The sequence below is a fragment of the Pseudomonas sp. IPO3749 genome (assembly GCF_013386605.1).
Lineage (GTDB): Bacteria > Pseudomonadota > Gammaproteobacteria > Pseudomonadales > Pseudomonadaceae > Aquipseudomonas > Aquipseudomonas azotoformans_A.
The window spans coordinates 398,088-421,105 of sequence record NZ_JACARN010000012.1 but is presented as its reverse complement, the minus strand read 5'-3'; the positions used below and the strand labels follow the sequence as shown (position 1 = coordinate 421,105).

The window sequence follows — 23,018 nt, the reverse complement described above, 5'->3', positions numbered from 1 at the left end:
AGAGCATTGGAACCACCTGATCCCATCCCGAACTCAGCAGTGAAACGATGCATCGCCGATGGTAGTGTGGGGTTTCCCCATGTGAGAGTAGGTCATCGTCAAGATTAAATTCCGAAACCCCATTTGCGAAAGCAGATGGGGTTTTGTTTTGGGCGGGCGAAAACTTCAGCAGCGCGAATCCCCCGACAAATTTGCACAGTTATTTCTGAACCAGACCACTAGAATAGGCACCTAACCTTTTTTAGAGTCCGAGCCCTACTTTATGCCCGATCCGGTTGATGCCCGTGAGGTATCGGATTTACCACTGGACGACCTGGTGGCATGCCATGAGTGCGACTTGCTGATGCGCAAACCAGTGCTCGCCCTCGGCGAAAAAGCCCAATGCCCGCGTTGCGGTTACGAGCTGTACGCTCACCGCCACAACGTCGTTGAGCGAAGTCTCGCCCTGGTGCTGGCGGCGTTGCTGTTGTACATCCCCGCGAACTTTCTGCCGATCATGCAGCTCAATCTACTTGGGCAGTCCTCTGAAGACACCGTGTGGAGCGGCGTCGTCGGCCTGTTCGATACCGGCATGCAAGGCGTCGCCGCTGTTGTCTTCCTGTGCAGCATGGGGATTCCCTTGCTCAAGCTGCTTTGCCAGTTAGCAGTGTTGCTCAGTATTCGCTGGAACATCGGCCGCAGTTATGGACTGCTGTTGTACCGCATCTACCATCACATGAAAGACTGGGGCATGTTGGAGGTCTATCTGATGGGCGTCCTGGTGGCCATCGTTAAACTCGCGGATATGGCCGCCATCACGGTAGGCCTGGGTCTTGTCTGCTTTGTCAGCTTGTTAATGGTTCAGGTGTTGCTTGAGGTGGTGATGTCGCCCCACCAGATCTGGCAAGCGTTGTCAGGAGAGGATGAACATGCGGGCGATTGATGCAGGCATTCTGATTTGTACCGAATGCCATGAGTTGAACAAACAAGATGCCGACAGCGACGAGCAAATCTGCACGCGTTGTGGTGCACTGATCCATGCTCGTCGCCCCAACAGCCTTGCCCGCACATGGGCGCTGCTGATCACGGCGGCCATCTTGTACATTCCCGCCAACCTGTTGCCGATCATGACCATCAATTCCCTTGGTCAGGGCGATCCCAGTACCATCATGGCCGGTGTGATCCAATTGGTGCAGCACGGCATGTTCCCCATCGCCGCTGTGGTGTTCATCGCCAGTATCCTGGTGCCCACGTTCAAGCTGGTCGGCATAGGTCTGCTACTGTTCTCGGTGCAGCGTCGCCAACCGCTGTCCGCGCAACAACGCATCGTGATGTACCGCTTTATCGAATTCATTGGCCGCTGGTCCATGCTGGATATCTTCGTGATCGCCATCCTGGTGGCGGTTGTAAACTTTGGGCGACTTGCCAGTGTCGAGGCCAATCTCGGTGCTGCAGCGTTCGCCAGTGTGGTGATCTTGACGATGCTTGCCGCAGTAACTTTCGATCCCCGACTGATTTGGGATAACACGGAGTCGGACGACGACCATGAGTGATTTGCCTAAAGCTAAAACCCGCCCAGCCTCTAACTGGTCGGCTATTTGGGTGCTGCCCCTGATTGCCCTGATCATCGGTGGATGGTTGGGGTGGCGTGCCTATTCCCAACAGGGCATCGATATCCAGGTGCGCTTTGAAAGCGGTGAAGGCATCCAGGTCAACAAGACCGAAGTGGTCTACAAAGGCATGCCGGTGGGTAAGGTCAAGGCTCTGGCCTTGGACGACGAGGGCAACAATCGTGGGGTGATCGCCACCATCGAGATGAACAAGGACGTCGACCAGTACCTCAAGACCAATACGCGCTTCTGGCTGGTCAAACCGAGCGTCACCCTCGCCGGTATCACCGGTCTGGAAACCCTGGTGTCAGGTAACTACATTGCTGCCAGCCCAGGCGATGGTGAGCCCACACGCAAATTCAAAGCGCTCTCTGAAGAGCCGCCTTTGTCCGATGCCAAGCCCGGCCTGCACCTGACCGTCAAGGCCGACCGCCTCGGCTCGCTCAACCGTGGCAGTCCGGTGTTCTACAAGCAGATCCAGGTCGGCCAGGTCAAAAGCTACCTGCTCTCCGAAGACCAGAGTACTGTCGAGATCAAGGTCTATATCGAGCCGACCTATGCCAGCCTGGTGCGCAAACACACGCGGTTCTGGAACGCCAGCGGCATCAGCATCGACGCCAATCTTTCCGGTGTGAAAGTCCGCAGTGAATCACTCTCCAGCATCGTCGCCGGCGGCATCGCCTTTGCCACGCCGGAGAATCGTAAGGACAGTCCGCCGACTGATCCGAGCCTGCCCTTCCGTCTGTACGAAGATTTCGACGCGGCCGCGGCCGGCATCAGGGTCAAGGTCAAGCTCACCGATTTCGAAGGCCTACAGGCGGGGCGTACGCCAGTCATGTACAAAGGCATTCAAGTCGGCAGCCTGAAAACCCTGAAGATCAACCCTGACCTTTCCAGTGCCAACGCAGAACTGACGCTCGATCCCCTGGCCGAAGACTATTTGGTACAGGACACTCAATTCTGGGTCGTCAAACCGTCTATCTCCCTGGCAGGTATCACTGGTCTTGAAGCCTTGGTCAAGGGTAACTACATCGCCATCCGCCCAGGCGACAAAGGCAGCCCTCCACAACGAGAGTACGTTGCCCGCGCCAAGGCGCCGCCGTTGGACCTGCGTTCCCCTGGCCTGCACATGGTGCTGTTCACTGACAACCTTGGCTCCCTGGATGTCGGCAGCCCGATCCTCTACAAGCAGGTCAAGGTCGGGTCGGTGCAGAGCTACCAGTTTTCGCGCAAGAACAAGCAACTGGTGATCGGCGTCCACATCGAGAAGGAATACGAGAACCTGGTCAACGGCTCGACGCGCTTCTGGAATGCCAGCGGCGTCACCCTGACCGGCGGCCTCACCGGTGGTATTCAGGTCAAGAGTGAGTCGCTGGCCAGCCTGATGGCCGGCGGTATCGCCTTCGAAACCCCGGAACCGAATGTCCCGTTGAAAAAGCGCATCCCGCGTTTCCGTCTGTTTGCCGACCGCGAAGCCGCCAACCAACACGGCACCTTGGTGACCATCAAGGTCGACCGTGCCGACGGCCTGCGCCCTGGCACCCCCGTGCGTTTCAAAGGCCTGGACGTGGGCAAGATTGAAAGTGTCGATCTCAGCGCCGACATGCAGTCGGTACTGCTCAGCGCCCGTATCAATCAAGTGGCGGACCGCATTGCACGCGTCGGCAGCCAGTTCTGGGTGGTAAAGCCTGAACTGGGCCTGATGAAAACTTCCAACCTGGAAACCCTGGTCACCGGGCAATACATCGAAGTACAACCGGCGGCGAAAAACGCCGGCCCGCAAAAGAGCTTCGTCGCGTTGGACCAGCCGCCTGAAGCTGTGCATCAGGAAGCTGGCCTGAGCCTGACCCTCAGCGCCGCACGCCGTGGTTCGCTGAAGGAAGGTGTACCGGTCACTTACCGTGAAGTCACCGTGGGCAAGGTCACCGGGTACGAGTTGGGCCAGACCGCAGACCGCGTACTGATCCATATCCTGATCGAGCCTAAATATGCACCACTGGTGCGCAGCGGCAGCCGCTTCTGGAACACCAGCGGCTTTGGCCTCGACTTCGGTCTGTTCAAAGGTGCCACCGTACGCACGGAGTCCCTGGAAACCCTGGTCGCCGGCGGTATCGCCTTCGCCACACCCGACGGCGAACGCATGGGCAACGCCGCCCGCCCACAACAAACCTTCCCGCTGTTCGACAAGTTCGAAGATGAATGGCTGACCTGGGCACCTAAAATTCCACTCGGCAAATAAGCGCTCATAAAAAAGGCCGCGATCCAGAAGATCGCGGCCTTTTGCATTTCAGCGAAACAAATCAGACTTCATCCAGCTCCGGCTCGTCCGCCTGCACATTCATCGTCGCCTTCACCACATCGTGGCGACGGATGTACTTCCAGTCCGCCTCATCGATATAGATCCCGTTCGGCCCGCTGCCGCCTTCCAGGTCGATGGCCACCTGCGCCGACACCTGCGGCTTCACACTGGCCAGAATCGGCACAAAGCCCAGCTGCAAGCTGGTTTCCAGCAGCGCCGCCTGGTTCTTCTCATCGATATCCGCCGCCTCATCGAGGTAGTACGGCAAGCGCACGCGCCCGGCCTGGTCACGGTCCATCAAGTGCAGCAACAAGTACATGTTGGTCAGTGCCTTGATGGTCATGGTGGTGCCGTTGGATGCCGCGCCATCGATGTCGGTGTGAATCACCGGCTGGCCATGTACCTTGGTGATCTCGAACGCCAGCTCGAACAAGTCCTTGAGGCCCAACTGGTTATGGTTGGCGGCCACCAGGCGAGCCAGGTATTCCTTGGCTTCTTCGTTCTTGTTGTCCTGCTCGGCACTCTGGCTCAGGTCGAACACCGACAGCGTTTCGCCTTCCTCATACTGACCGGCACTGTGGATGATCTGGTCGATGTGCTTGAGCGCTTCCTTGTTCGGCGCCAGCACGATGCGGAAGCTTTGCAGGTTGGAGACCTGGCGTTTGTTGATCTCGCGGTTGAACAACGCCAACTGGTGTTCAAGGCTGTCGTAGTCGCTGCGGATATTGCGTAGGGTCCGCGCAATGTCGGTGACCGCCGCACGGCGTGCCTTGCCCAACGTCAGGGCTTCATCGGTACGGTGTGCATAGGCGTTGATCAGCAACTGCAGGCGACGCTCAACGTCATCCTCGCTGTCGAACTTGGCCACGCCCTTGAGGCGCACCTGGGCATACAGCGCTTCGATCTGGCCATCAGCGCGCAACAGGCCTTGCCAGCTATCCTGATAGTCATTGAGCAGCGGCAGCAGGTTGTCCATGGAATCGTCGACCGGGTCCATGAACGGTGTGCCGAACGGCAGGTCCGCCGGCAACAGTTGACGACGGCGCAGCGCGTCATCCAGCGTGCGTTGCTTGGCTTCCATATCGCCGATCTGGCGGCCCACCAGTTGCAGCTTGGCCGACAGTTGCTGGACACGCTCGGTGAACGCATCGCTGGAGCGCTTCAATTCGTCCTGCGCTGCTTCCATCTGCGCCAGGTTTTCCAGCTTCTCGCCTTCTTCTGCGCTCAGGGTTTGTGCGCGGCGGAAATCTTCCAGGGCCTTTTGCGCATCCAGCACCTGCTGGTACAACGCTTCGGTCTGGGTCTTGCTCGCAGCGCGGTCAGACGCGACAGCCTGCTGGGTTTTCAGCTGCTTGAGTTCTTTCTCCAGGCGTTCTTTCTGGTCGCGCAACGCCGCGCGGTCTGCCAAGGCTTGCAACGCAGGCGGTTCGATGTGGGAGATGTCGATGGACAGCCCCGGCACTTCAAAACGCTCACCTTTGAAGCCATCGAGGATCTGCTCCAGGGATTTAACCCAAAGGCCATCCTCGTCCAGCGTGATGCCATGCGCGCCCAATGGCAGGCTGAACAACGAACTGTTGAACAGGCGCATCAGACGCTCGACATCCGGCTGTGAGAATTCTTCCCGCAGCTTGGCGTAGCTGTTGTTGTCGGCGTGGTCGAGTTGCTGCTTGACCGACTTCAGGCGTTTTTCCAAGTCGCGTAGACGCTCGTCCAGGTCCTCAGCGCTGAACTGCCGCGACTGCGCCAACGCGCCCGCCAGTTCATCATGAGCATCCTTGGCCGCCAGCAACTGCTGTTCCAGCACCTTCACGTCATCCACCAACGCAAAGCGATGCTTGAGTACCGACAGCTCGCCCAACCAACGCTGAATCCCGCTGATTTCCCGCTCCAGGCGCATCAACTCCTGGGTGCCGCCGCGCTGGTCGTTCTGCAACGCGTCCTGCTCGTTACGGTAGTGCTCGGCCTGGATGGTCAGCTCTTCCTTGCGTGCACTGGCGTAGTCCGACCAGGTGCCCAGCAACGAATCCAACAGCGGCGACAGGCGATGCAATTTGCCGCGCAACACGTCGCGCAGGCGCACGCCATTGGACAGGGCTTCAACCAACGGGCCGGCGGCGACCAGCGAGTTGTAGTCCTGTTCCATGCGTCGCACATCACGGAAGGCTTCTTCGCACGCCGCAATGTAATCCACGCTACCGGAGCGCAGGCTGTGTTCGAACGCATCGAGGAACAGCTGCTTGAGCTTGGCCGCGGTGATTTCGCGCATGTGCAGCAGGTTGATAAACAGTGCGCGGAAGGTCTTCAGGCTCTGCTCGCTGGTGGAACGCAGCGGAATCAGGGTCAGGTCCAATGGGATCGACGTGTGGCCGCCCACCAGCAAACGACGCAGTTCATCCGGCTTGAGTTCGTAGGCTTTCAGGCCTTCGCGCTCAAGGTTGGTGAACAACTCTTTCTGACGCAGGCAGGTGTCATTCTTCTGGTAGTGAGCCAGGTCCAGCTTGCCCGCATAGGCAAAGAACTGGTGACCGAAACCACCGCCCGGGCCACGCCCGACCACCCCGATCACGTGCGGGCCGTGGGGCAGCGAGACTTCCACCAGGATGTAGCTGGTGTCGGTGGCAAAGTAGAAGCGCCGCGATTGTTCCAGGGTGTACTTGCCGAAACTCATGTCCGACATGCGCGCCAGGATCGGGAACTGCAAGGCGTTGATCGACGCGGATTTACCCAGGTTGTTCGCGCCATACACCGACAGCGGTTCCTCCAGCGGGAACAAGCCCAAGCTGTATCCGGCGGTGTTCAATAGGGCGAAGCGGCGGATGCCGTAGCGTTCCTTACTCATGCGTCGGTCTCCTGTTCTTCGGCAATAGCACGGGCCAGGGCGTCTTCTTCGCTTTCGTCGGCAAAGTCGCTCAAGTCCAGCGGGTCATCGGTCTTCAGCAATTTCTCATCGCTGTCTTCATCGATGATCACCGGTGCCGGCAGCGGCAACACGCTGTGGACGCTGGCCGCCAGGTCACGGTCTTGCTGCACCGACAGGCACACATCGAGGAAGCGGTGCATCGGCGGCAGGAAGCGATAGATGCCGTTGTCTTCGCTGGCAAAACCCAGCTGGGTCATGCGGCGCATGATTTTTTCTTCGAGTTCTTCCTGGGTCTGCACTTCGGCCTGGATAAACAGGTCGCGGTACTTCTCCAGCAGCGACGGCAGCTCATCCCGGCCGAGGCTGCCACCATCGAGCACGGCAATCGGGTCGCGGCCCTGGTCGGCCAAATGCTCGACGATGATGAAGGTGAACAACGCCAGGCGCTGGGCGGTCTTGTTCACCTGCGCACTGGCGATGGCGGAGTCCGGCACGAAGTAGTAGAAACCCCGCGTATCGCACACCAGTTCAAAGCCCAGGGCCTTGAACAGCGTGCGGTACTGGTCCTGGAAGTTCGACAGTTGCGCGTACAGCTCCGGGTCGCGGCGGCTGACGTGGTAACCCTTGAACAGCTCGCGAAAGATCGGCGCCAGCTGGGACAGTTCGGATAGATCAAGATGCATGGGGTGTACTCGCAGAGTGCTCGGCGGCGTCGGAACCGACCGGGAGCAGGGCGAAGGAGCGCAGGCTGACCTGGTGCTCGGTGGTGTGGTACTCGCGGCGTTCCAGGCGTTCGCGCTTGAAGCGTTTTTCGCGGGACAGGCGCGAGAACCAGTACAGCAATTCGTCGGTGGCGCCGTCCGGTTCCTGCTCCAGCAGCCAGGTCATCAGGTCTGGCATCGGCAGCGCGTCTTCGCAGCGTTCGAGCATTTCCTTGACCGTACGCGGTGCGCGCTGGGCGTCGCCCTTGTGGGATTTGTGCGCCTTGGGGAATTTTGCCGGTTTCGGCTCAAAGTTCGCCAGGGCGTACACATAAGCTTCCACCTGGCTGGCACTGCCGAGAAAGGTGCTTTGCGGCCGGGTGAACATCGGCATCGCCGCTTGCGGCACCGCGTCCAGCCCTTTACGGCGGATGGCCGACAGGGCCAGCGCCGCGCCACGGGTCACGGCGTTGTGCCGGCGCGCTTCTTCACGCAGCGGCAGCAGCAGTTCGCGGGCATGACGCAAGGTCAGCTGGGCGCTGGTCTGCATTTCGAGGATGCGCGCATGGGTGCGCAGCAGCATGTCATCGTCCACCAGGTGGCCGAGGCGCTGTTGCTCGGTGAGCATGCGCAGCAGCACATTTTCCACCTTGCGCACGCCTTGTTCGAAGGCACCGTCGGCGTTCACCAGTTGGATCATCGGTTCGACGTATTCGTCCCAGGTCGCCAGGACTTCGGCGTAACGCTGGCGCAACGGGATCTGCCGGTCGCTGGTCTTGGCCCGGTCTGCCACGGCGGCGAGGGCCTGTTCGTCGTTGGCGAGTTTCTTCAGCACGTCCCGCACGCGCATATCGAGCAGGCGCAGTTGGCGGGCGAGGTCGTGGCCATCACGGATGTCGAAGGCGTCCTGGATATAACCCGCCAGGCGCTCGAGATGGCGCAGGTAGGCTTCGATTTCCAGGCACAGGCCAAGCCGGTGCTCCTTGCGAAGATAGGCCAGGAAGTCGTGGATCTGTGCGTTGAGCTCGAAACGGTTCGGGCTTTTGGCGACAGGCACCAGGATATCCAGGCGAATCCACACGTCCAGCAGGCTGGTAATGTCCTGCGGCGTGCTGTCCAGTTGTTGGGCCGCCAGTTGCGCGCGCAACTCGCCAAGGCTCAAGGTGCCTTGGTCGAAGTGTTCGCACAGTGGCTCAAGCAGGGCCCAGTGTTCGGCGAGGGCGCGCAAGACGCGCTTGGGTTCGATCATCGGAATGGCCGGCTGGTTGGCGATTAAAAGTCGCGATTGTACTGCATCGGACGCGGGATTTATCCACAGCCGGTCAGTGCGCAGTGGGCGATTGTTGCCGAACAGCGGTAGAATCCCCGCTCTTTAGTTATCCACAAGTGGCCGAGCTGTGCTTATCGAGTCCCGACGTCGCGCTTACTTGACCGCCATGCAGGTGGTCAACTGGCTGCCCCGCACCGAACTGCCGTTTGCCGCGCCGTCGCGGCCCGAGCTGTTGCAGGCGCTTGAGCCCTATGAGGCGTTCGAGTCGTCCGGCGAGGAGGCGGCCGCGCCAGTGGCGGTGGTCAAGCCTGCGCCTGAAGCGCGCCCGGTCGTCGAACGGGCCAAGGTCGAAGTGCCGCGTCCGTCGCCGGTGACCAAGGCGGCCAAAGTCGTGGAAGAGGCGGCCCCGGTGGTCAAGGCCCCAGTGGTACCGCCGCCGCGTTTCGCCCTGCAGTTGCTACGGGCCGGGCGCTGCCTGCTGCTGGTCGAGTTGCCCACCGGCGAACGTTTCCAGACCCGCGACCCCGCCTACATGCTGCTCAAGGACATGCTGCGCGCCGCCGGCCTGCCCGACAGCCCGCAAATCGTCGGCGACCCGGTGCGCTGGCCGCTGCTGGTGCGCGGCAACATGGACCAGGGCCCGGAAGCCGCGAGGGATTTTGTGCAAGGTTTTGTGTCTGCGCGCCTGGAAGACGAACCCTGCGTATGCCTGTGGCTGATCGGACTACCCGCCGTGCGCTTTGCCGGCGAAGCCAATGCCGAAGCCTGGTACCGCGAACTGCAGGTCGAAGGCCTGGGTTCGGTATGGGCCCTGCCGGGCCTGGAATTATTAATGGAAGAGCCACAGCGTAAGGCTGATGTCTGGCAAGCCATGCGCCGGCTGATGGCGCGCTGGAAAACAACCGATGAGTGAGGCTTTATCCTTTCGCCCGATGACCGAGGCTGACCTCGACGCCGTGCTGAAAATCGAATACGCGGCGTTCAGCCACCCCTGGACCCGTGGGATCTTTCTCGATGGGCTGGGCAAATACCAGATCTGGTTGATGTTCGAAGGTGAGCAGCAGGTAGGGCATGGTGTGGTGCAGATCATCCTTGATGAGGCTCACCTGCTGAACATCACCGTCAAACCGGAAAACCAGGGACGCGGCCTTGGCCTGGCGCTGCTGGAGCACCTGATGTCCCGCGCCTACGCCGCCAGTGCGCGTGAGTGCTTCCTGGAAGTGCGCGACAGCAACACCGGCGCGTTCCGCCTCTATGAGCGTTATGGCTTCAACGAAATCGGCCGTCGGCGGGATTATTACCCCGCCGTGGGAGGCCGCGAAGACGCGGTCGTCATGGCCTGTACCCTGGTCGACTGACCGCGCCTGACCTAGCGGTTTCCGTCCAGCGGATCCCGCTTCGCCAATTCCGCCTCATCCAGGCCATTGCCGCCGCCAATCTCGTCCTCGTCCACGATACTCAGGTCGTAATCCGCCGGATTGTCTTCGCCTTCCTCCCTGGCATCCCGTGCGCCATCCTCAGGGATCAAGGTTTCCGGGGTTAAATCGTCACCGGTCTGCGCCGTGGGCTCATCCTGGTCAAAATCCAGCTCACGCATCGAACCCATGCGATCTTCATTGTCATCAATGGGTTCGGGCTGCGTAGCGCCGTAGGGACGTCGTGATTCAGTCATGGCCTATCCTCATACTGTGGGGCTTATAGTGTGTGGACAGGCTGCGCGGCCCAAAGATTCAAGCTAATTCACGCGCGGCGTGACCTGGACGTGGGGTTGTCAGTCACAAAACTGCGCATCATTCCTGAGGCTTTCCCTGATGAACGAACTACAAGACCTGCTTGATAACAATGAACGCTGGGCGGACGCGATCAAACAGGAAGATCCCGAATTCTTCGCCAAGCTCGCCCGCCAGCAAACTCCGGAATACCTGTGGATCGGCTGTTCCGACGCCCGCGTGCCGGCCAACGAGATCGTCGGCATGCTGCCGGGGGATTTGTTCGTGCACCGCAACGTGGCCAACGTAGTGCTGCACACCGACCTCAATTGCCTGTCGGTGATCCAGTACGCAGTGGACGTGCTCAAGGTCAAACACATCCTCGTTACCGGCCACTACGGCTGCGGCGGCGTGCGCGCCTCGATGCAGGACCGTCAGTTCGGCCTGATCGACGGCTGGCTGCGCACCATTCGTGACCTCTATTACGAAAACCGTGATGTGCTGGCTCAGTTGCCGACCGAAGAAGAGCGCGTCGACCGTATGTGCGAGCTGAACGTGATCCAGCAAGTGGCCAACGTCGGCCACACCAGCATTGTGCAAAACGCCTGGCACCGTGGGCAGAGCCTGTCGATCCATGGCTGCATCTACGGCATCAAGGATGGGCGCTGGAAGAGCTTGAACACCACCATAAGTGGCTTCGAGCAATTGCCGCCGCAGTATCGCCTGCGTCCGTTGGGTGAAGCCTAAGCGCCGCCGGGGCTGCGCTTCTGTTCCAGGAAGCGCAGCCCCTCTGTGTTGATTTGTTGCTTCCCTCCTTTGATCCAGCCTCTGCAATGATGGGCGCCGCAATGGCAAGAAAATTGGCGGTGCAAGCTGTCGAACGTCAACGTGAAGTCGAGTGTGATCCAGCTGCCGGCGCTGACTTTTGCCACTGTCCACAGCTCCAGGTAGTCAGTGTCGGCACACGTATTGGGCGCGCACGAGTGACGAATCAGGCCCATGAACCATCGGTCATACAGGTAAATGCGCGAAGAAATCTGGAACGCATGTTGCCCCAGTTCACTCAACGCATAGCCGGATAACCTGGCAATACACGTCTGACTGTCAAAACTGACGCGAGCCTTGATCCCTATGGACTCACCTTCTCGGTTGTTAACCACTTGAAACTCGCGGCTTGAGGGGTAGCCGCTTGCAAGAGATAGGTTCGCGAAAGGGTAAAGGCAGTCATTCACAGCAGTTTTAGCCTTATCCATGGCCTGAGTTTTCATAACTCTCCTGGGTTAGGCTGCATCGATCTGCGGGTGGTGTCTGACTACCAGTCTTGCAGCGGGTGAGCGAGGCTCAAGACTCTCCGAACATTGGACCGATTTCTACTGTCAATGTTGACAGTAGAAATCGGTCACTTTTTGTGCGATTTACAGCGCAGGCGCTGTGATGGCGGGGGCTGGGGCGGCGTTTTTCAGCTGTTTCAACTGGCCCTTGATGGCCGGTGTGGCGCATTTTGCATTGGCATCCACCGAGGTCATGTTGCGCACCGAGGTGTAGAACAATTCGCACGTCTGTTCCTTGCGCGTTACCTGCCACGTATTCATGCACGCCTTGAGCAATACGTTTGGATCGCTTGCAGGTTTTTGCCCCATGCCGGCCTGCCAGCAGGCGGCGCTCAAATCCTGACCCATCACCTTCAAGCCGGCCTCGTCGGCTTTCTGCTCGTTGCCATCGTAGGTGTCGGGGCTTGCGGCATACCAGATATAGCTCGGGTGGTTGGCGCCCAGCACTGACACGCTTTTGCCCGGCGTCGGGCTGATCTGCGCCAGGCTCAGCACGTTCACGGTCTGCCCATACTGCTGCTTGATCCAGCTGCGTACCGGTGCGCCAAATGCCACCATCGGCAACGCGCCTTTGGCGGACAGGCTCAGTTCCTGGACCATGCGCGTCTGGTAGTCGGTGAAGTAGCTGTAGACGGTTTCCAGGTCCTTGCCCGCGTTGGAAGGCGCGGCGATAGGCGCAATATCGATGATGGTCTGGTAAGCCGGCGTTTCGGTGGCCGGGATGCCGTTATCCGTGAGCAACGTGGCCCAGCGGTCGGTGGTGGCTGATTCCAGGTAATCCTGGGCCTGGGTCAGCGAATAATCCGGTGGAAAGTGCAGTAGCTCGATGCTCTTGCGGTTTTCCAGGGCCATGCCCAACGGCAGGAACAGGTACCAGTTATAGGCCCACTTGCCCTCAGTGTTGAGTTTGTTGGCGCCTTGATAGGCCAGGTCGGCGGTATTGAGCAACGTGGTCAGGGGTTGGCCGTAATTGTCAGGCACACCGCTGAAGGTCGCTGACACCTGCCCGTCATGGGTCTTGACGCTGACTTTTGCGCGGCTGTAGCCATCCCGCTGCAGGCTCTGGTTCAAGTAATGCTCGGCAGTCTGTTCCAGCGTCCATGGCCGAAAGCAGATCACATTGCAATTGTTGGGGAAGGCGAACAGTTGGGTCACGCGTTGCGTACTCCCCAATGGCACCTCGATGTCGGCCTGTACGACCGCACTCGCCATCAGTGCGGCCAGGGTGAAGGACAACCTGGTCGGTTTAAACATTGTTGTTTCCTTGTCAGCGAAAGCCCGTCTGCGCGGGGTGAAAGCCCACCTCCACACAGTAGCGGTTGACCAGGAAAACCGCGTGCTAAATCGCCAGGTGTGTCGCTATTGGATAAGAAAACCTACAGGCTGAACTGCAACGCGTTGCTCAAGTCGCCCATGGGTTTCTGGCCACGGGCGGTCATCGCGTCATCGCGTTGCTTGAGGCCATCCAAGGTCTCCAGTTGGAATACGCGGGTGATCAAGCGCAGGATCGACGCCGTGTCGTACACCGTATGGTCAACGGTGCCCTTGCGTGCAAACGGCGACACCACGATCGCCGGGATCCGCGTACCAGGGCCCCAACGGTCGCCCTTGGGCGGTGCCACATGGTCCCACCAGCCGCCGTTTTCATCGACGGTCACCACCACCACCATGTTTTTCCACTGCGGGCTTTCTTGCAGCACCTTCAGGGCGCGGGCGATATGGCGGTCGCCCGAGGCCACGTCGGCGTAACCCGCGTGCATGTTCAGGTTGCCCTGGGGCTTGTAGAAGGTCACGGCAGGCAGCTTGCCGGCTTGCGCGTCAGCGAAGAACTTGTTGGTGCTGGACTCGTCACCCAGGCCGCCATCGCGCAGGCGCTTGTCACGCTCCACACGATTCTCAGGACCCTGCTGCTTGAAGTAGTTGAACGGCTGGTGGTGATACTGGAAGTTGGGGATCTTCGGAATACCGCCCGAATCCTTGAACTGATCCAGGGTGGCTTGCCACGCACCGGCATACCAGGCCCAGTCGACATTCTTTTTCGACAGCTTGTCGCCAATGTGTTCGTGGGTTTGCGGCACCAGCACATTGGGCAGGTCGGGTTTGGAGTAATCCGGGTTTTCCGGGTCGCGGATCCAGGTCGGCCAGTAGGGCGGGGCCAAGGTATTCACGCCGTAACCGTCTGGGGTCAACGCGCTGGGGCCGAACTGCGGTGGGCCGGTCATGGCGCTGGCTGGCGACTTGTCCAGCGGCTTGAGGCGCGGGTCGGTGGGGTCATCGCTTTGCAGCGTGGCGATCTGCGCCTTGGCCACCGATTGCGCGGCATTCGGGTAAAACGGCGCGGTGGCGCTGATCAGGTACTGGTGGTTGAGGAACGAGCCACCAAATGCCCCCTGGAAGAAGTTATCGCAGAGTACAAATTCCTTGGCAACGTCCCACAGGCGCAGGGAATAACGGCTCTGGGCGTAATGACCCATTACCAGCCCACCCGAGTCGGCCCAGGCGACAAAATTGTCGTTTTTACCGCCATTGATTTGCATCTGGTTCTGGTAGAACACGTGCCACAAGTCGCGGGTGACCAGGCTCAGGGGCAGGTCTTCGGCGTTCGGGCCCTTGAGGGCGAAGGGCGCATTGGGCAGGTTTTCCTGGAATTGCACTTCACTGGGATAGATCACCCCGTCCACCGATTGCGGCCCGACTTGCAGCACGCCACCCCAGGCCGGTGGCAGGGTGGTCAGCAGGCTTCCGTCGCGGTCGCGTTGTTGGGTATCGGCGGCGGACAGCGCCGACAGCGGCTTCTCCACACCAGGGAAATCTGCAAACAGGTTATTGAAGCTGCGGTTCTCGGCATAAATCACCACCACGGTTTTCACCTGGTCGTGCAGTGCCTTGTCCAACTCTTGCGACGTGAGCGGACGTGCCACCGGTTTGCCCGGCGCTTCGCTGGTGTTGCCGCAGGCACTTAACGTCGCGCCGACCCCCAATACCGCCGCGCCTCCCAGGAAGCGCCGGCGGCTGGTGTCGACCGGTGGTGGGGCGGCGGAATCGGGGGCAGGGCGGTCTTCGTGCTCGTCACTCATTGCGGGGGAGTCCTTGGCGAGATGTTGCAAGATATTTCGCAGGACGGTAGCAATGCAATGTGACGGAACGAAGACACTGATTTCACAGCAGGCGCAGTGCCAGCTGGCTGCCCGCGCGCAAGTACTCCACCTGGGCCGTCACCGCATCCTTGACGATGGCCTCGCCGGTGTCGGTCAGCTTGGCCTTCTTTGCATCGATGACACTGGTCTGCAACAGTTGCATCGCCACGTCGATCGATTTCTGTAACGCGGTGATGTTGTTATGCAGGCCGAACTCCTTGATCACGGCGGCCATGCGGCGGTCGGCTTCGTCGCGCAAGGTTCGGTATTCGGTGACCGAAACGTTGTCGTCCTTGTAGATATCAGTGATCAGTTCTTCCAGTGATTTGGAGAGGGGCGTCATCGGATTTTCCTTGGTTTCAGGTGAGGAGGAATCCGAGACAGGTTAATCAAAGGCGTTGATGGGAGGAGTCAGGAAGGGCCATCCATCTGAGTGAGATAAGCCTACGCGTTTGGTCAGAGAACTGGCTTTCATCTTGTCGATTGTATTCGGGGTCAGGTGTTTTAACGGGCGGTATGCATGTGTCTACTGGCGGCCTGCACTGCTAGACTGGTTGGATAATGGATGCCATTGAGGTGAACCGTGAAACCTTCAACCGCCCTTGACCAACAGCGAGCCGCCGTCAGAGAAGTGGTCGGACGCTTTCGCATCTCAAACCCAAGAGTATTCGGGTCTGTGTTGCTGGGGACCGACCAAGAGGGCAGTGATCTGGATTTGTTGGTCGATGCACCGCCTGGAACGACGCTTTTTGATCTTGGCGGGCTGCAGGTCGAGCTTGAGGATCTGCTCGGGGTCAATGTGGACTTGCTGACGCCCGCAGATTTGCCGTTGAAGTTTCGCGCAAAAGTGTTGGCAGAGGCGCGGCCAGTATGACAATGAACCGTCTTGAAGATTATTTGAATCACATTCGGCAAGCGGCTACAGATGCGATCACCTTTGTCGAGGGTTTGGGCAAAGATGAATTCCTGGAAGACAGACGTACCCAACAAGCCGTGATTATGAGCTTGATCATCATTGGTGAGGCGTCGACGAAAATCATGGACCAGTACCCGGATTTTGCGGCAGCTCACTCACAAGTACCATGGCGTAGCATGCGCGGAATGCGCAACCGAATCGCCCACGGTTACTTCGATATTAACCTTGATGTGGTTTGGGACACGATCCAGAGCGCTTTACCTGATTTATTGGAGCGTCTTCCCGTCGCAGCTGTATGAAGCACCCGTTGCAACAACAGGTGCTTCATCCGTTGATCAGGGCATGACCGGCGGCAAATACTTCAACGTCGTCCCCAACGCCCACAGCAAGAACAACACCAGCGGCGTGTGCACCAGCAACTGCACGAACGAAAACCCGATCAAATCCCGCGCCTTCAGCCCCAGCACGCCCAGCAACGGCAGCATATAGAACGGGTTGATCAGGTTTGGCAGCGCCTCGGCAGCGTTGTAGATCTGCACCGCCCAGCCCAGGTGATATTGCAGGTCATTGGCCACCTGCATCACATAGGGCGCTTCGATGATCCACTTGCCGCCGCCCGACGGAATGAAGAAACCGAGTACCGCCGAGTACACGCCCATCAGCAGCGCGTAGGTGTCGTGGGAGGCGATGGACGTGAAGAAGGTCGAAATGTGGTGGGCCAGAGTCTGGCCGTCGCCGCCTTTCACCACCGTCATCAGCGCGGCAATCGAGCCGTACAGTGGGAACTGGATCAGCACGCCGGTGGTGGTGGGTACCGCACGGGCCACCGCATCGAGGAAGCTGCGCGGGCGCCAGTGCAGCAGGGCGCCGACCATGATGAACAGGAAGTTGTAGGTGTTCAGCCCCGAAATTGCACTGATTGCCGGCTTGGTCGAGAACTCATGGAACAGCCAACCGGCCGCCAGCAGCGCCAGCAGGATGGTCAGCAACGGGCTGTGTTCCAGCCATTCACCGGGTCGCGTCGGTGCTTGAATCTTTGGCAGGTTGAACGCCGGGTCGACGCCACAGGCCTTGGCATCACGCGCGCTGTTCGGGCCGGGCGCGGTGGCGTAGGCGATGATCAGCGAGACCACGATCAACGCCAGCAGCAACACGCCGGATTGCCACAGGAAGATGGTGTCAGTGAACGGGATCACCCCCGTGATCGACAGGATCGACGGCGGCAGGCTGGCCGGGTTGGCCTGCAACTGCGCGGCGGACGACGACAACCCCAGCGCCCATACGGCGCCCAGCCCCAGATACGCCGCGGCACCGGCCGCGCGGTAATCCATCTTCAAATCCGTACGACGCGCCAGCGCCCGTACCAGCAAACCGCCGAACACTAGGGACAGGCCCCAGTTCAGCAAGGAGGCGACCATCGAGATCAACGCCACCCAGGCCACGGCGGAGCGGCCGTTCTTGGGGATACGCGCCAGGCGGTCGATCAGTTTCACCGCGGGCGGCGAACTGGCCACCACATAACCGCCGATCACCACGAAGGCCATCTGCATGGTGAACGGGATCAGGCTCCAGAACCCGTCACCGAACGCTTTGGCGGCCTCGGTCGGCGCGGCGCCCATGCCCAGGGTCGCCACGGCGACGATGATCACGGCGAGTGCGGCAAACACCCAGGAGTCGGGGAACCAGCGTTCGGCGAAGTTGGAGCAACGCAGGGCAAAGCGGGCATAGCGGCTTTCTTCGATAGCGTCGGCCACGAGTCTTTCCTCTTATAGTTATTAGGTGCAGGCAATTTTCCGGCATGTTCCGCTACGGCCATTGATATGGGAATGCAGTTATCTTCATCGATCCATGAGGAAAACAAATATATCTGTCGTGATTGCCATCAATGGGCTCAGCTCATAACCTGCACGCCATTTTGTTTGTCTGCCGAGCCTCCACATGACTGCCACCCTTCCTGCACAGGCGCAGCGTTTTTCCCGCTCCGACTACAAAACCCTGGGCCTGGCCGCCCTGGGCGGTGCCCTGGAAATCTACGACTTCATCATCTTCGTGTTTTTCGCGCTGACCTTGAGCCAGCTGTTCTTCCCGCCGGAAATGCCCGAGTGGCTGCGCCTGTTGCAAAGCTTTGGCATTTTTGTCACTGGCTACCTGGCGCGCCCGCTGGGCGGCATCCTGATGGCCCACTTTGCCGATCATCTGGGGCGCAAGCGCGTGTTCAGCCTGAGCATTCTGATGATGGCGCTGCCCTGCCTGCTGATCGGGATCATGCCGACCTACGCGCAAATCGGTTATTTCGCACCGCTGATCCTGCTGGCGTTGCGCGTGCTGCAAGGCGCGGCGGTGGGCGGTGAAGTGCCGAGTGCCTGGACCTTCGTCGCCGAACACGCGCCACCCCACCATCGCGGTTACGCCCTGGGCTTCCTGCAAGCCGGCCTGACCTTCGGCTATCTGCTCGGTGCGTTGACGGCGACCCTGCTGGCGCAAGTTTTCACCCCGGCCGAAATCCTCGACTACGCCTGGCGCTTTCCCTTCCTGCTCGGCGGCGTGTTCGGCGTGATTGGCGTGTGGCTGCGCCGCTGGCTCAGCGAAACCCCGGTGTTCCTCGAAATGCAGGCCCGCCGCCAGGCCGCCGCCGAACTCCCCCTGCGCACCGTGTTGCGTGACCACCGCGCCGTGTTGTTACCGGCAATGATCCTCACCTGCGTGCTCACCTCCGCCGTGGTGGTGTTGGTGGTCATCACCCCGACCATGATGCAGAAAACCTTCGGCATGAGCCCCAGCCACACCTTCGCCTTGAGCGCCTTGGGCATCGTATTCCTCAATATCGGCTGTGTGCTGGCCGGCTTGCTGGTCGACCGCATCGGCGCCTGGCGCGCGGTGCTGGTCTACAGCCTGTTGCTGCCGGTGGGGATTGCGGTGCTGTATGCCAGCCTGATCAGCGGCGGTATCTGGCTGGGTGCGGCGTACGCCGTGGCGGGCTTGAGCTGTGGTGTGGTGGGCGCGGTGCCGTCGGTGATGGTCGGCCTGTTTCCGGCGCAGGTGCGGGTGTCCGGGATTTCCTTCACCTACAACATTGCCTACGCGCTGTGGGCGAGTACCACGCCGTTGTTGCTGATTGCGCTGATGCCGACCAGCCCGTGGATTTGCGTGGGGTATTGCGCGGTGATGGGGGCGGTGGGGGTGGTGAGTGTGGCGCTGTTCGGCAAGCGCCACACCTTGGCCGCCTAGACTTTAAGTCAGGAAGTGCCAGAACAGCAGCGTACCGATCAAGCCAACCACCGAAACAATGGTCTGCAACACCGACCACACCCAGATCGTCTGCTTCAACTGCAAGCCGAAGTACTCACGCACCATCCAGAACCCGGCGTCGTTGACGTGGCAGAAGAACACCGAGCCGGCGCCAATCGCCAAGGCCACCAACGAACTCTGCGTCGCCGCCAGCCCGGCCATCATCGGCGCGAGGATGCCTGCGGTCGTCGTGGTAGCCACCGTGGCCGAGCCAGTGGCTTGGCGCAGCGCAACTGCAATCAACCACGCGAGTAGCAGGTAGGGCATGTGCGCGCCTTCGGCGACCTTGCTGATGGTCTGGCTCACGCCGGCATCCAACAGGGTTTGCTTCAGGCCGCCGCCGGCGCCGATGGTCAGCAGCAACACGGCGATGGGCGCGAGGGCCTTGCGCAGGGTGTTGCCGACCTCGGTGCGCGGCATGCCGGCGGCCCAGCCCAGGCAGATCACGGCGGCGATCACGGCCAGGCCGAGGGCGATCAGCGGTTCGCCAAGGAATTTCAGGGTCAGGCCAAGGGTGCTTTCAGCCGGCAGCGCGACCTTGGCCAAGGTGCTGCCCAACATCAGAATCACCGGCAACAGAATAATCAACAACGACACTGCAAAACTCGGCTGGCGCGGTGCCTTGGGCGGTGCGCTGAACAGCGCGCCGATATCCGCTGGCTCATCCACATGCAGGCGCTTGGACAGCCAGTTGCCGTAGATAGGCCCCGCCAGGATCACCGCCGGCACCGCGATGCAGAAACCCAGCAACATGGTCAGGCCAAGGTCGGCGTGCAGCGCGCCTACCGCAATCAGTGGCCCTGGATGGGGTGGCATCAGGGCGTGCAGGGTGGTCATGCCCGCCAGTGCCGGGATGGCGATTTTTAGCAGCGGCTGGTTTGAGCGCTTAGCCATCACAAAGATGATCGGCACCATCATGACCAGGCCCACTTCAAAGAACAGCGGCAAGCCGATCACCATGGCGACCAGCGCCATCACCCAGGGCAATGACTTGCCCTTGCCCAACCCGAGCAAGGTCGTGGCGATGCGGTCGGCTGCACCGGATTCCGCCATCAGCGCGCCGAGCATCGAGCCCAGGGCGATGATGATCCCGGCTTCACCGAGGATCGCGCCGGCACCTTTACTGAACGCCTTGGCCACTTCTTCAGGCGGCAGGCCCGCGCCGACCCCGGCGATAAACGTGCCGATCAGGATCGACAGGAATGGCGGCAATTTGGTCGCACTGATCAGCACGATGATGCTGGCGATGGCTAGCAGTACACAGAACATAAGGCGGGTGTCGTGAACCATCCACGCGGCAGTCGATAACTCCAAAACGGGACTCCTTATCGAACAGGTTGGGGAAATTGTTTCTTTTTGTTTCCTGCCCGAAAAGCATACCTGATCCCGCGATGGCCAAGTGCTTATGTGCCGTTTTGGTGCGATCAGCGGTATGGCGCCGTGAGGCCCGCCGCAGAGCCATTGCTGTCGGATTTGTAATCTTTGCTCCACCGCCCTGATAAGTCGTGACAGCTACATTGCCCCCGCTTGTACTTCATGGGCGTGGAACTCTCGTTATGGCAATTTCCGTTAGAAAACTTCTGGGGGCGGGCGTGTTGTGGGTGGTTGCCAGCGCGAGCCAGGCACAAACCCTCACCCTCGATTCAGCCCTGCAAACCGCCTTCAGCCACAACCCCGACCTGGCGGCGGCACAATGGGACATCGACATTGCCCAGGGGGGGCGCCAGCAGGCCGGGTTGATCCCCAATCCGGTGGCCTCCTGGGATGTGGAAGACACCCGCCGTGACTCCCGCACCACCAGCATCAAGATCAGCCAGGCCCTGGAACTGGGCGGCAAACGCGGTGCGCGAATCGACGTGGCGTCCCGCGCCCAGGACGCCGCGGCGCTAACCTTGGAGCAACGTCGCAACACCCTGCGCGCCGAAGTCATCGACAACTACTACGGCGCTTTGCGTGCCCAGGAACGCCTCGACTTGGCGCAGCGTTCCATGACTGTGGCCGAGCGCGGGCTGGTTGTCGCCAACGGTCGGGTGACAGCAGGCAAGGCCTCACCGGTGGAGGCCACTCGGGCCCAAGTGCAGCTATCAGAGATTCGCCTGGAACTTGACCGCGCGCAGATTGGCCTTACCGATGCCTATCGTCGCCTGGCCGCCAGTACTGGCAGCGCCGCGCCGAACTTCCAGGCCGTCGCCACACAAAACCCGTCAACACCGACCGTGCCGTCGGCCACCCAGTTGTTGGCGCGCCTTGAGCAGACCACCGAGCTGCGCCTGGCCGAACTGAGCATCCTGCAAAACGAAGCCAGCGTTGGCCTGGAAAAAGCCCAGCGCATTCCCGACCTCGACGTGTCCATCGGCAGCCAGTACGACGCCAGCGTGCGCGAGCGGGTGAACCTGGTGGGCGTGTCGATGCCGATCCCATTGTTCAACCGCAACCAGGGCAACGTTCTCGCCGCTACCCGCCGCGCCGATCAGGCCCGCGACCTGCGCAACGCCACCGAACTGCGCCTGCGCACCGAAACCCGCCAGGCCTTGGACCTGTGGCAGTCCGCGAATACCGAGGTGCGCGCGTTCAACCAGCAGATCCTGCCCGCCGCCCAAAGCGCGGTGGACAGCGCCACCCGTGGTTTCGAAATGGGCAAGTTCAGCTTCCTCGACGTGCTGGACGCCCAGCGCACGCTGATCGCGGCCCGCACCCAATACCTCAACGCCACCGCCCAGGCCACCGATGCCTGGGTGCGTATCGAACGGATTTACGGCGACCTCGCCCGGTTTTGATTTTTCCTGGAGTCCTTTATGAACAACAAACATGGCGTGGCGCTTGCCGTCGCCTTGAGCCTGATGCTGTCCAGCTTTGCAAAGGCCGACGAAGAAGAAGGCGAGCTTGAACTCACCGAGCAGCAGATTCAGGCCGCTGGCATTCAGGTCGCACAGGCACAACCGCGATCGATCAGCACGTTGCTGGTGCTGCCGGGTGAAGTGCGCTTTGACGAAGATCGAACCTCCCACATCCTCCCGCGTACGGCGGGCGTGGTGGAGTCGGTAAAGGTCAACCTCGGCCAATCGGTGAAGAAAGGTGAGCTGTTGGCGGTGATCGCCAGCCAGCAGATTTCCGACCAGCGCAGCGAATTGGCGGCCAGCGAGAGACGGGTCGAACTGGCACGCACCACCTTCCAGCGCGAACGCCAATTGTGGCAAGACAAGATCTCCGCCGAGCAGGATTACCTGCTGGCGCGCCAGACGCTGCAGGAAGCCGAAATCGCCCTGAACAATGCCCGCCAGAAGATGACGGCCCTCAGTGGCAGCGCCGTATGGGTGGGCGGCAATCGTTATGAGCTGCGTGCGCCGTTCGCTGGCGTGGTGGTGGAAAAACACTTGGGTGTCGGTGAGGTCGTGAGTGAGACCACTAACGCCTTCACCCTTTCGGACTTGTCCCAGGTGTGGGTGACGTTCGGCGTGTTTCCCAAGGATTTGAACAAGGTGCGAGTCGGCAAGCCGGTCAAGGTCAGCTCTACGGAAATGGGCACTGAAGTGCAGGGCACTGTGGCCTATGTCGGCAGCCTGCTGGGTGAACAAACCCGTACGGCCACTGTGCGCGTGAGCGTGCCCAACCCTGACGATGCTTGGCGTCCTGGTTTGTTTGTCAGTGTGCAACTGGCCACCGACACGTTCCAGGCCAAGGTCACCGTCCCCCAGGAGGCGATCCAGACCGTCGAGGACAAACCTTCGGTGTTCATGCGCACCGAACACGGGTTTGTCACCCGTCACCTGGAGCTTGGCGCGAGCGAAAACGGCTACGTCGAAGTGCGCCAAGGTCTCGACGCCGGCGCACAGGTGGCCACCGTTGGCAGCTTCATCCTCAAGTCCGAACTGGGCAAAGGCTCGGCCGAACACGCCCATTGATCCCGCGAGTGAC

21 protein-coding genes and 1 rRNA gene are annotated in these 23,018 nt (G+C 60.6%); 12 read left to right on the top strand and 10 right to left on the bottom strand.

Annotation, left to right across the window (positions count from 1 at the left end; all coding sequences use genetic code 11):
• The 4 genes from rrf to HX812_RS06685 form a co-directional block, all read left to right on the top strand.
• Positions 1-104 (top strand): 5S ribosomal RNA (rrf, locus tag HX812_RS06700); the annotation flags it as partial.
• Between the two features lie 158 nt (positions 105-262).
• Entirely contained in the window at positions 263-922 is a 660-nt protein-coding gene (locus HX812_RS06695; RefSeq protein ID WP_038842691.1) for a paraquat-inducible protein A, read from the top strand.
• Entirely contained in the window at positions 909-1,532 is a 624-nt protein-coding gene (locus HX812_RS06690) for a paraquat-inducible protein A (protein ID WP_033898388.1), read from the top strand. The genes HX812_RS06695 and HX812_RS06690 overlap by 14 nt, the downstream gene beginning before the upstream one ends.
• The gene (locus HX812_RS06685) at positions 1,525-3,828 is read left to right on the top strand and encodes a PqiB family protein (RefSeq protein ID WP_038842694.1); all 2,304 of its coding nucleotides are present in this window, start codon (positions 1,525-1,527) and stop codon (positions 3,826-3,828) included. The genes HX812_RS06690 and HX812_RS06685 overlap by 8 nt, the downstream gene beginning before the upstream one ends.
• Before the next feature lie 61 nt (positions 3,829-3,889).
• Here HX812_RS06685 and mksF read toward each other — a convergent pair whose 3' ends face one another.
• Genes mksF through mksB form a run of 3 tightly spaced genes read right to left on the bottom strand, consistent with a single transcriptional unit; the run spans position 3,890 to position 8,701 of the window.
• Entirely contained in the window at positions 3,890-6,730 is a 2,841-nt protein-coding gene (gene mksF / locus HX812_RS06680; protein WP_038842696.1) for an Mks condensin complex protein MksF, read from the bottom strand.
• The gene (gene mksE / locus HX812_RS06675; RefSeq protein WP_012722059.1) at positions 6,727-7,434 is read right to left on the bottom strand and encodes an Mks condensin complex protein MksE; all 708 of its coding nucleotides are present in this window, start codon (positions 7,432-7,434) and stop codon (positions 6,727-6,729) included. Before mksE ends, mksF begins: the two co-directional genes overlap by 4 nt.
• Complete coding sequence (gene mksB, locus HX812_RS06670) at positions 7,424-8,701, bottom strand: Mks condensin complex protein MksB (protein ID WP_033898394.1); 1,278 nt, start codon at positions 8,699-8,701, stop codon at positions 7,424-7,426. Before mksB ends, mksE begins: the two co-directional genes overlap by 11 nt.
• Positions 8,702-8,888: 187 nt before the next feature.
• Here mksB and HX812_RS06665 point away from each other — a divergent pair, with 187 nt between their 5' ends.
• A complete protein-coding gene (locus HX812_RS06665; RefSeq protein WP_050572370.1) occupies positions 8,889-9,635 on the top strand; it encodes a hypothetical protein in 747 nt (248 codons plus the stop codon).
• The gene (gene rimI / locus HX812_RS06660; protein WP_005784514.1) at positions 9,628-10,080 is read left to right on the top strand and encodes a ribosomal protein S18-alanine N-acetyltransferase; all 453 of its coding nucleotides are present in this window, start codon (positions 9,628-9,630) and stop codon (positions 10,078-10,080) included. The genes HX812_RS06665 and rimI overlap by 8 nt, the downstream gene beginning before the upstream one ends.
• Positions 10,081-10,091: 11 nt before the next feature.
• On the opposite strand, the gene HX812_RS06655 is transcribed toward rimI, so the two are convergent.
• Entirely contained in the window at positions 10,092-10,394 is a 303-nt protein-coding gene (locus HX812_RS06655) for a hypothetical protein (RefSeq protein WP_038842706.1), read from the bottom strand.
• A 139-nt stretch (positions 10,395-10,533) separates the two neighbouring features.
• On the opposite strand from HX812_RS06655, the gene can reads away from it, so the two are divergent.
• Positions 10,534-11,178, top strand: a complete 645-nt coding sequence (gene can, locus HX812_RS06650; RefSeq protein ID WP_003188288.1) for a carbonate dehydratase — start codon at positions 10,534-10,536, stop codon at positions 11,176-11,178.
• Here the strand turns inward: can and HX812_RS06645 are convergent.
• The 4 genes from HX812_RS06645 to HX812_RS06630 all read right to left on the bottom strand — a co-directional run bounded on the left by HX812_RS06645 (position 11,175) and on the right by HX812_RS06630 (position 15,242).
• Entirely contained in the window at positions 11,175-11,699 is a 525-nt protein-coding gene (locus HX812_RS06645; RefSeq protein WP_038842710.1) for a hypothetical protein, read from the bottom strand. The two genes, can and HX812_RS06645, sit on opposite strands and share 4 nt — an antisense overlap.
• A gap of 147 nt (positions 11,700-11,846) precedes the next feature.
• Positions 11,847-13,016, bottom strand: a complete 1,170-nt coding sequence (locus HX812_RS06640) for a hypothetical protein (RefSeq protein ID WP_038842712.1) — start codon at positions 13,014-13,016, stop codon at positions 11,847-11,849.
• 122 nt (positions 13,017-13,138) lie between these two features.
• Positions 13,139-14,839 (bottom strand): acid phosphatase, encoded by a 1,701-nt coding sequence (acpA, locus tag HX812_RS06635; protein ID WP_038842715.1) that lies wholly within the window; start codon positions 14,837-14,839, stop codon positions 13,139-13,141.
• Positions 14,840-14,921: 82 nt separating this feature from the next.
• A complete protein-coding gene (locus HX812_RS06630) occupies positions 14,922-15,242 on the bottom strand; it encodes a hypothetical protein (protein WP_038842718.1) in 321 nt (106 codons plus the stop codon).
• Between the two features lie 240 nt (positions 15,243-15,482).
• Here HX812_RS06630 and HX812_RS06625 point away from each other — a divergent pair, with 240 nt between their 5' ends.
• Positions 15,483-15,773, top strand: a complete 291-nt coding sequence (locus HX812_RS06625) for a nucleotidyltransferase family protein (RefSeq protein WP_038842721.1) — start codon at positions 15,483-15,485, stop codon at positions 15,771-15,773.
• The gene (locus HX812_RS06620) at positions 15,770-16,114 is read left to right on the top strand and encodes a DUF86 domain-containing protein (RefSeq protein ID WP_038842723.1); all 345 of its coding nucleotides are present in this window, start codon (positions 15,770-15,772) and stop codon (positions 16,112-16,114) included. Before HX812_RS06625 ends, HX812_RS06620 begins: the two co-directional genes overlap by 4 nt.
• A 36-nt stretch (positions 16,115-16,150) precedes the next feature.
• Here HX812_RS06620 and HX812_RS06615 read toward each other — a convergent pair whose 3' ends face one another.
• Positions 16,151-17,569 (bottom strand): short-chain fatty acid transporter, encoded by a 1,419-nt coding sequence (locus HX812_RS06615; RefSeq protein ID WP_033898403.1) that lies wholly within the window; start codon positions 17,567-17,569, stop codon positions 16,151-16,153.
• 184 nt (positions 17,570-17,753) lie between these two features.
• Between HX812_RS06615 and HX812_RS06610 the strand changes: the two genes are divergently transcribed.
• Positions 17,754-19,043 (top strand): MFS transporter, encoded by a 1,290-nt coding sequence (locus HX812_RS06610; protein WP_038842725.1) that lies wholly within the window; start codon positions 17,754-17,756, stop codon positions 19,041-19,043.
• Between the two features lie 3 nt (positions 19,044-19,046).
• Here HX812_RS06610 and HX812_RS06605 read toward each other — a convergent pair whose 3' ends face one another.
• Positions 19,047-20,417 (bottom strand): gluconate:H+ symporter, encoded by a 1,371-nt coding sequence (locus HX812_RS06605; RefSeq protein WP_033898410.1) that lies wholly within the window; start codon positions 20,415-20,417, stop codon positions 19,047-19,049.
• A 242-nt stretch (positions 20,418-20,659) separates the two neighbouring features.
• Between HX812_RS06605 and HX812_RS06600 the strand changes: the two genes are divergently transcribed.
• Together HX812_RS06600 and HX812_RS06595 are read left to right on the top strand one after the other, a co-directional pair.
• Positions 20,660-21,880 (top strand): TolC family protein, encoded by a 1,221-nt coding sequence (locus HX812_RS06600; RefSeq protein WP_038842728.1) that lies wholly within the window; start codon positions 20,660-20,662, stop codon positions 21,878-21,880.
• An 18-nt stretch (positions 21,881-21,898) separates the two neighbouring features.
• Complete coding sequence (locus HX812_RS06595; protein WP_038842731.1) at positions 21,899-23,005, top strand: efflux RND transporter periplasmic adaptor subunit; 1,107 nt, start codon at positions 21,899-21,901, stop codon at positions 23,003-23,005.
• The last annotated feature ends 13 nt before the right edge of the window (positions 23,006-23,018 follow it).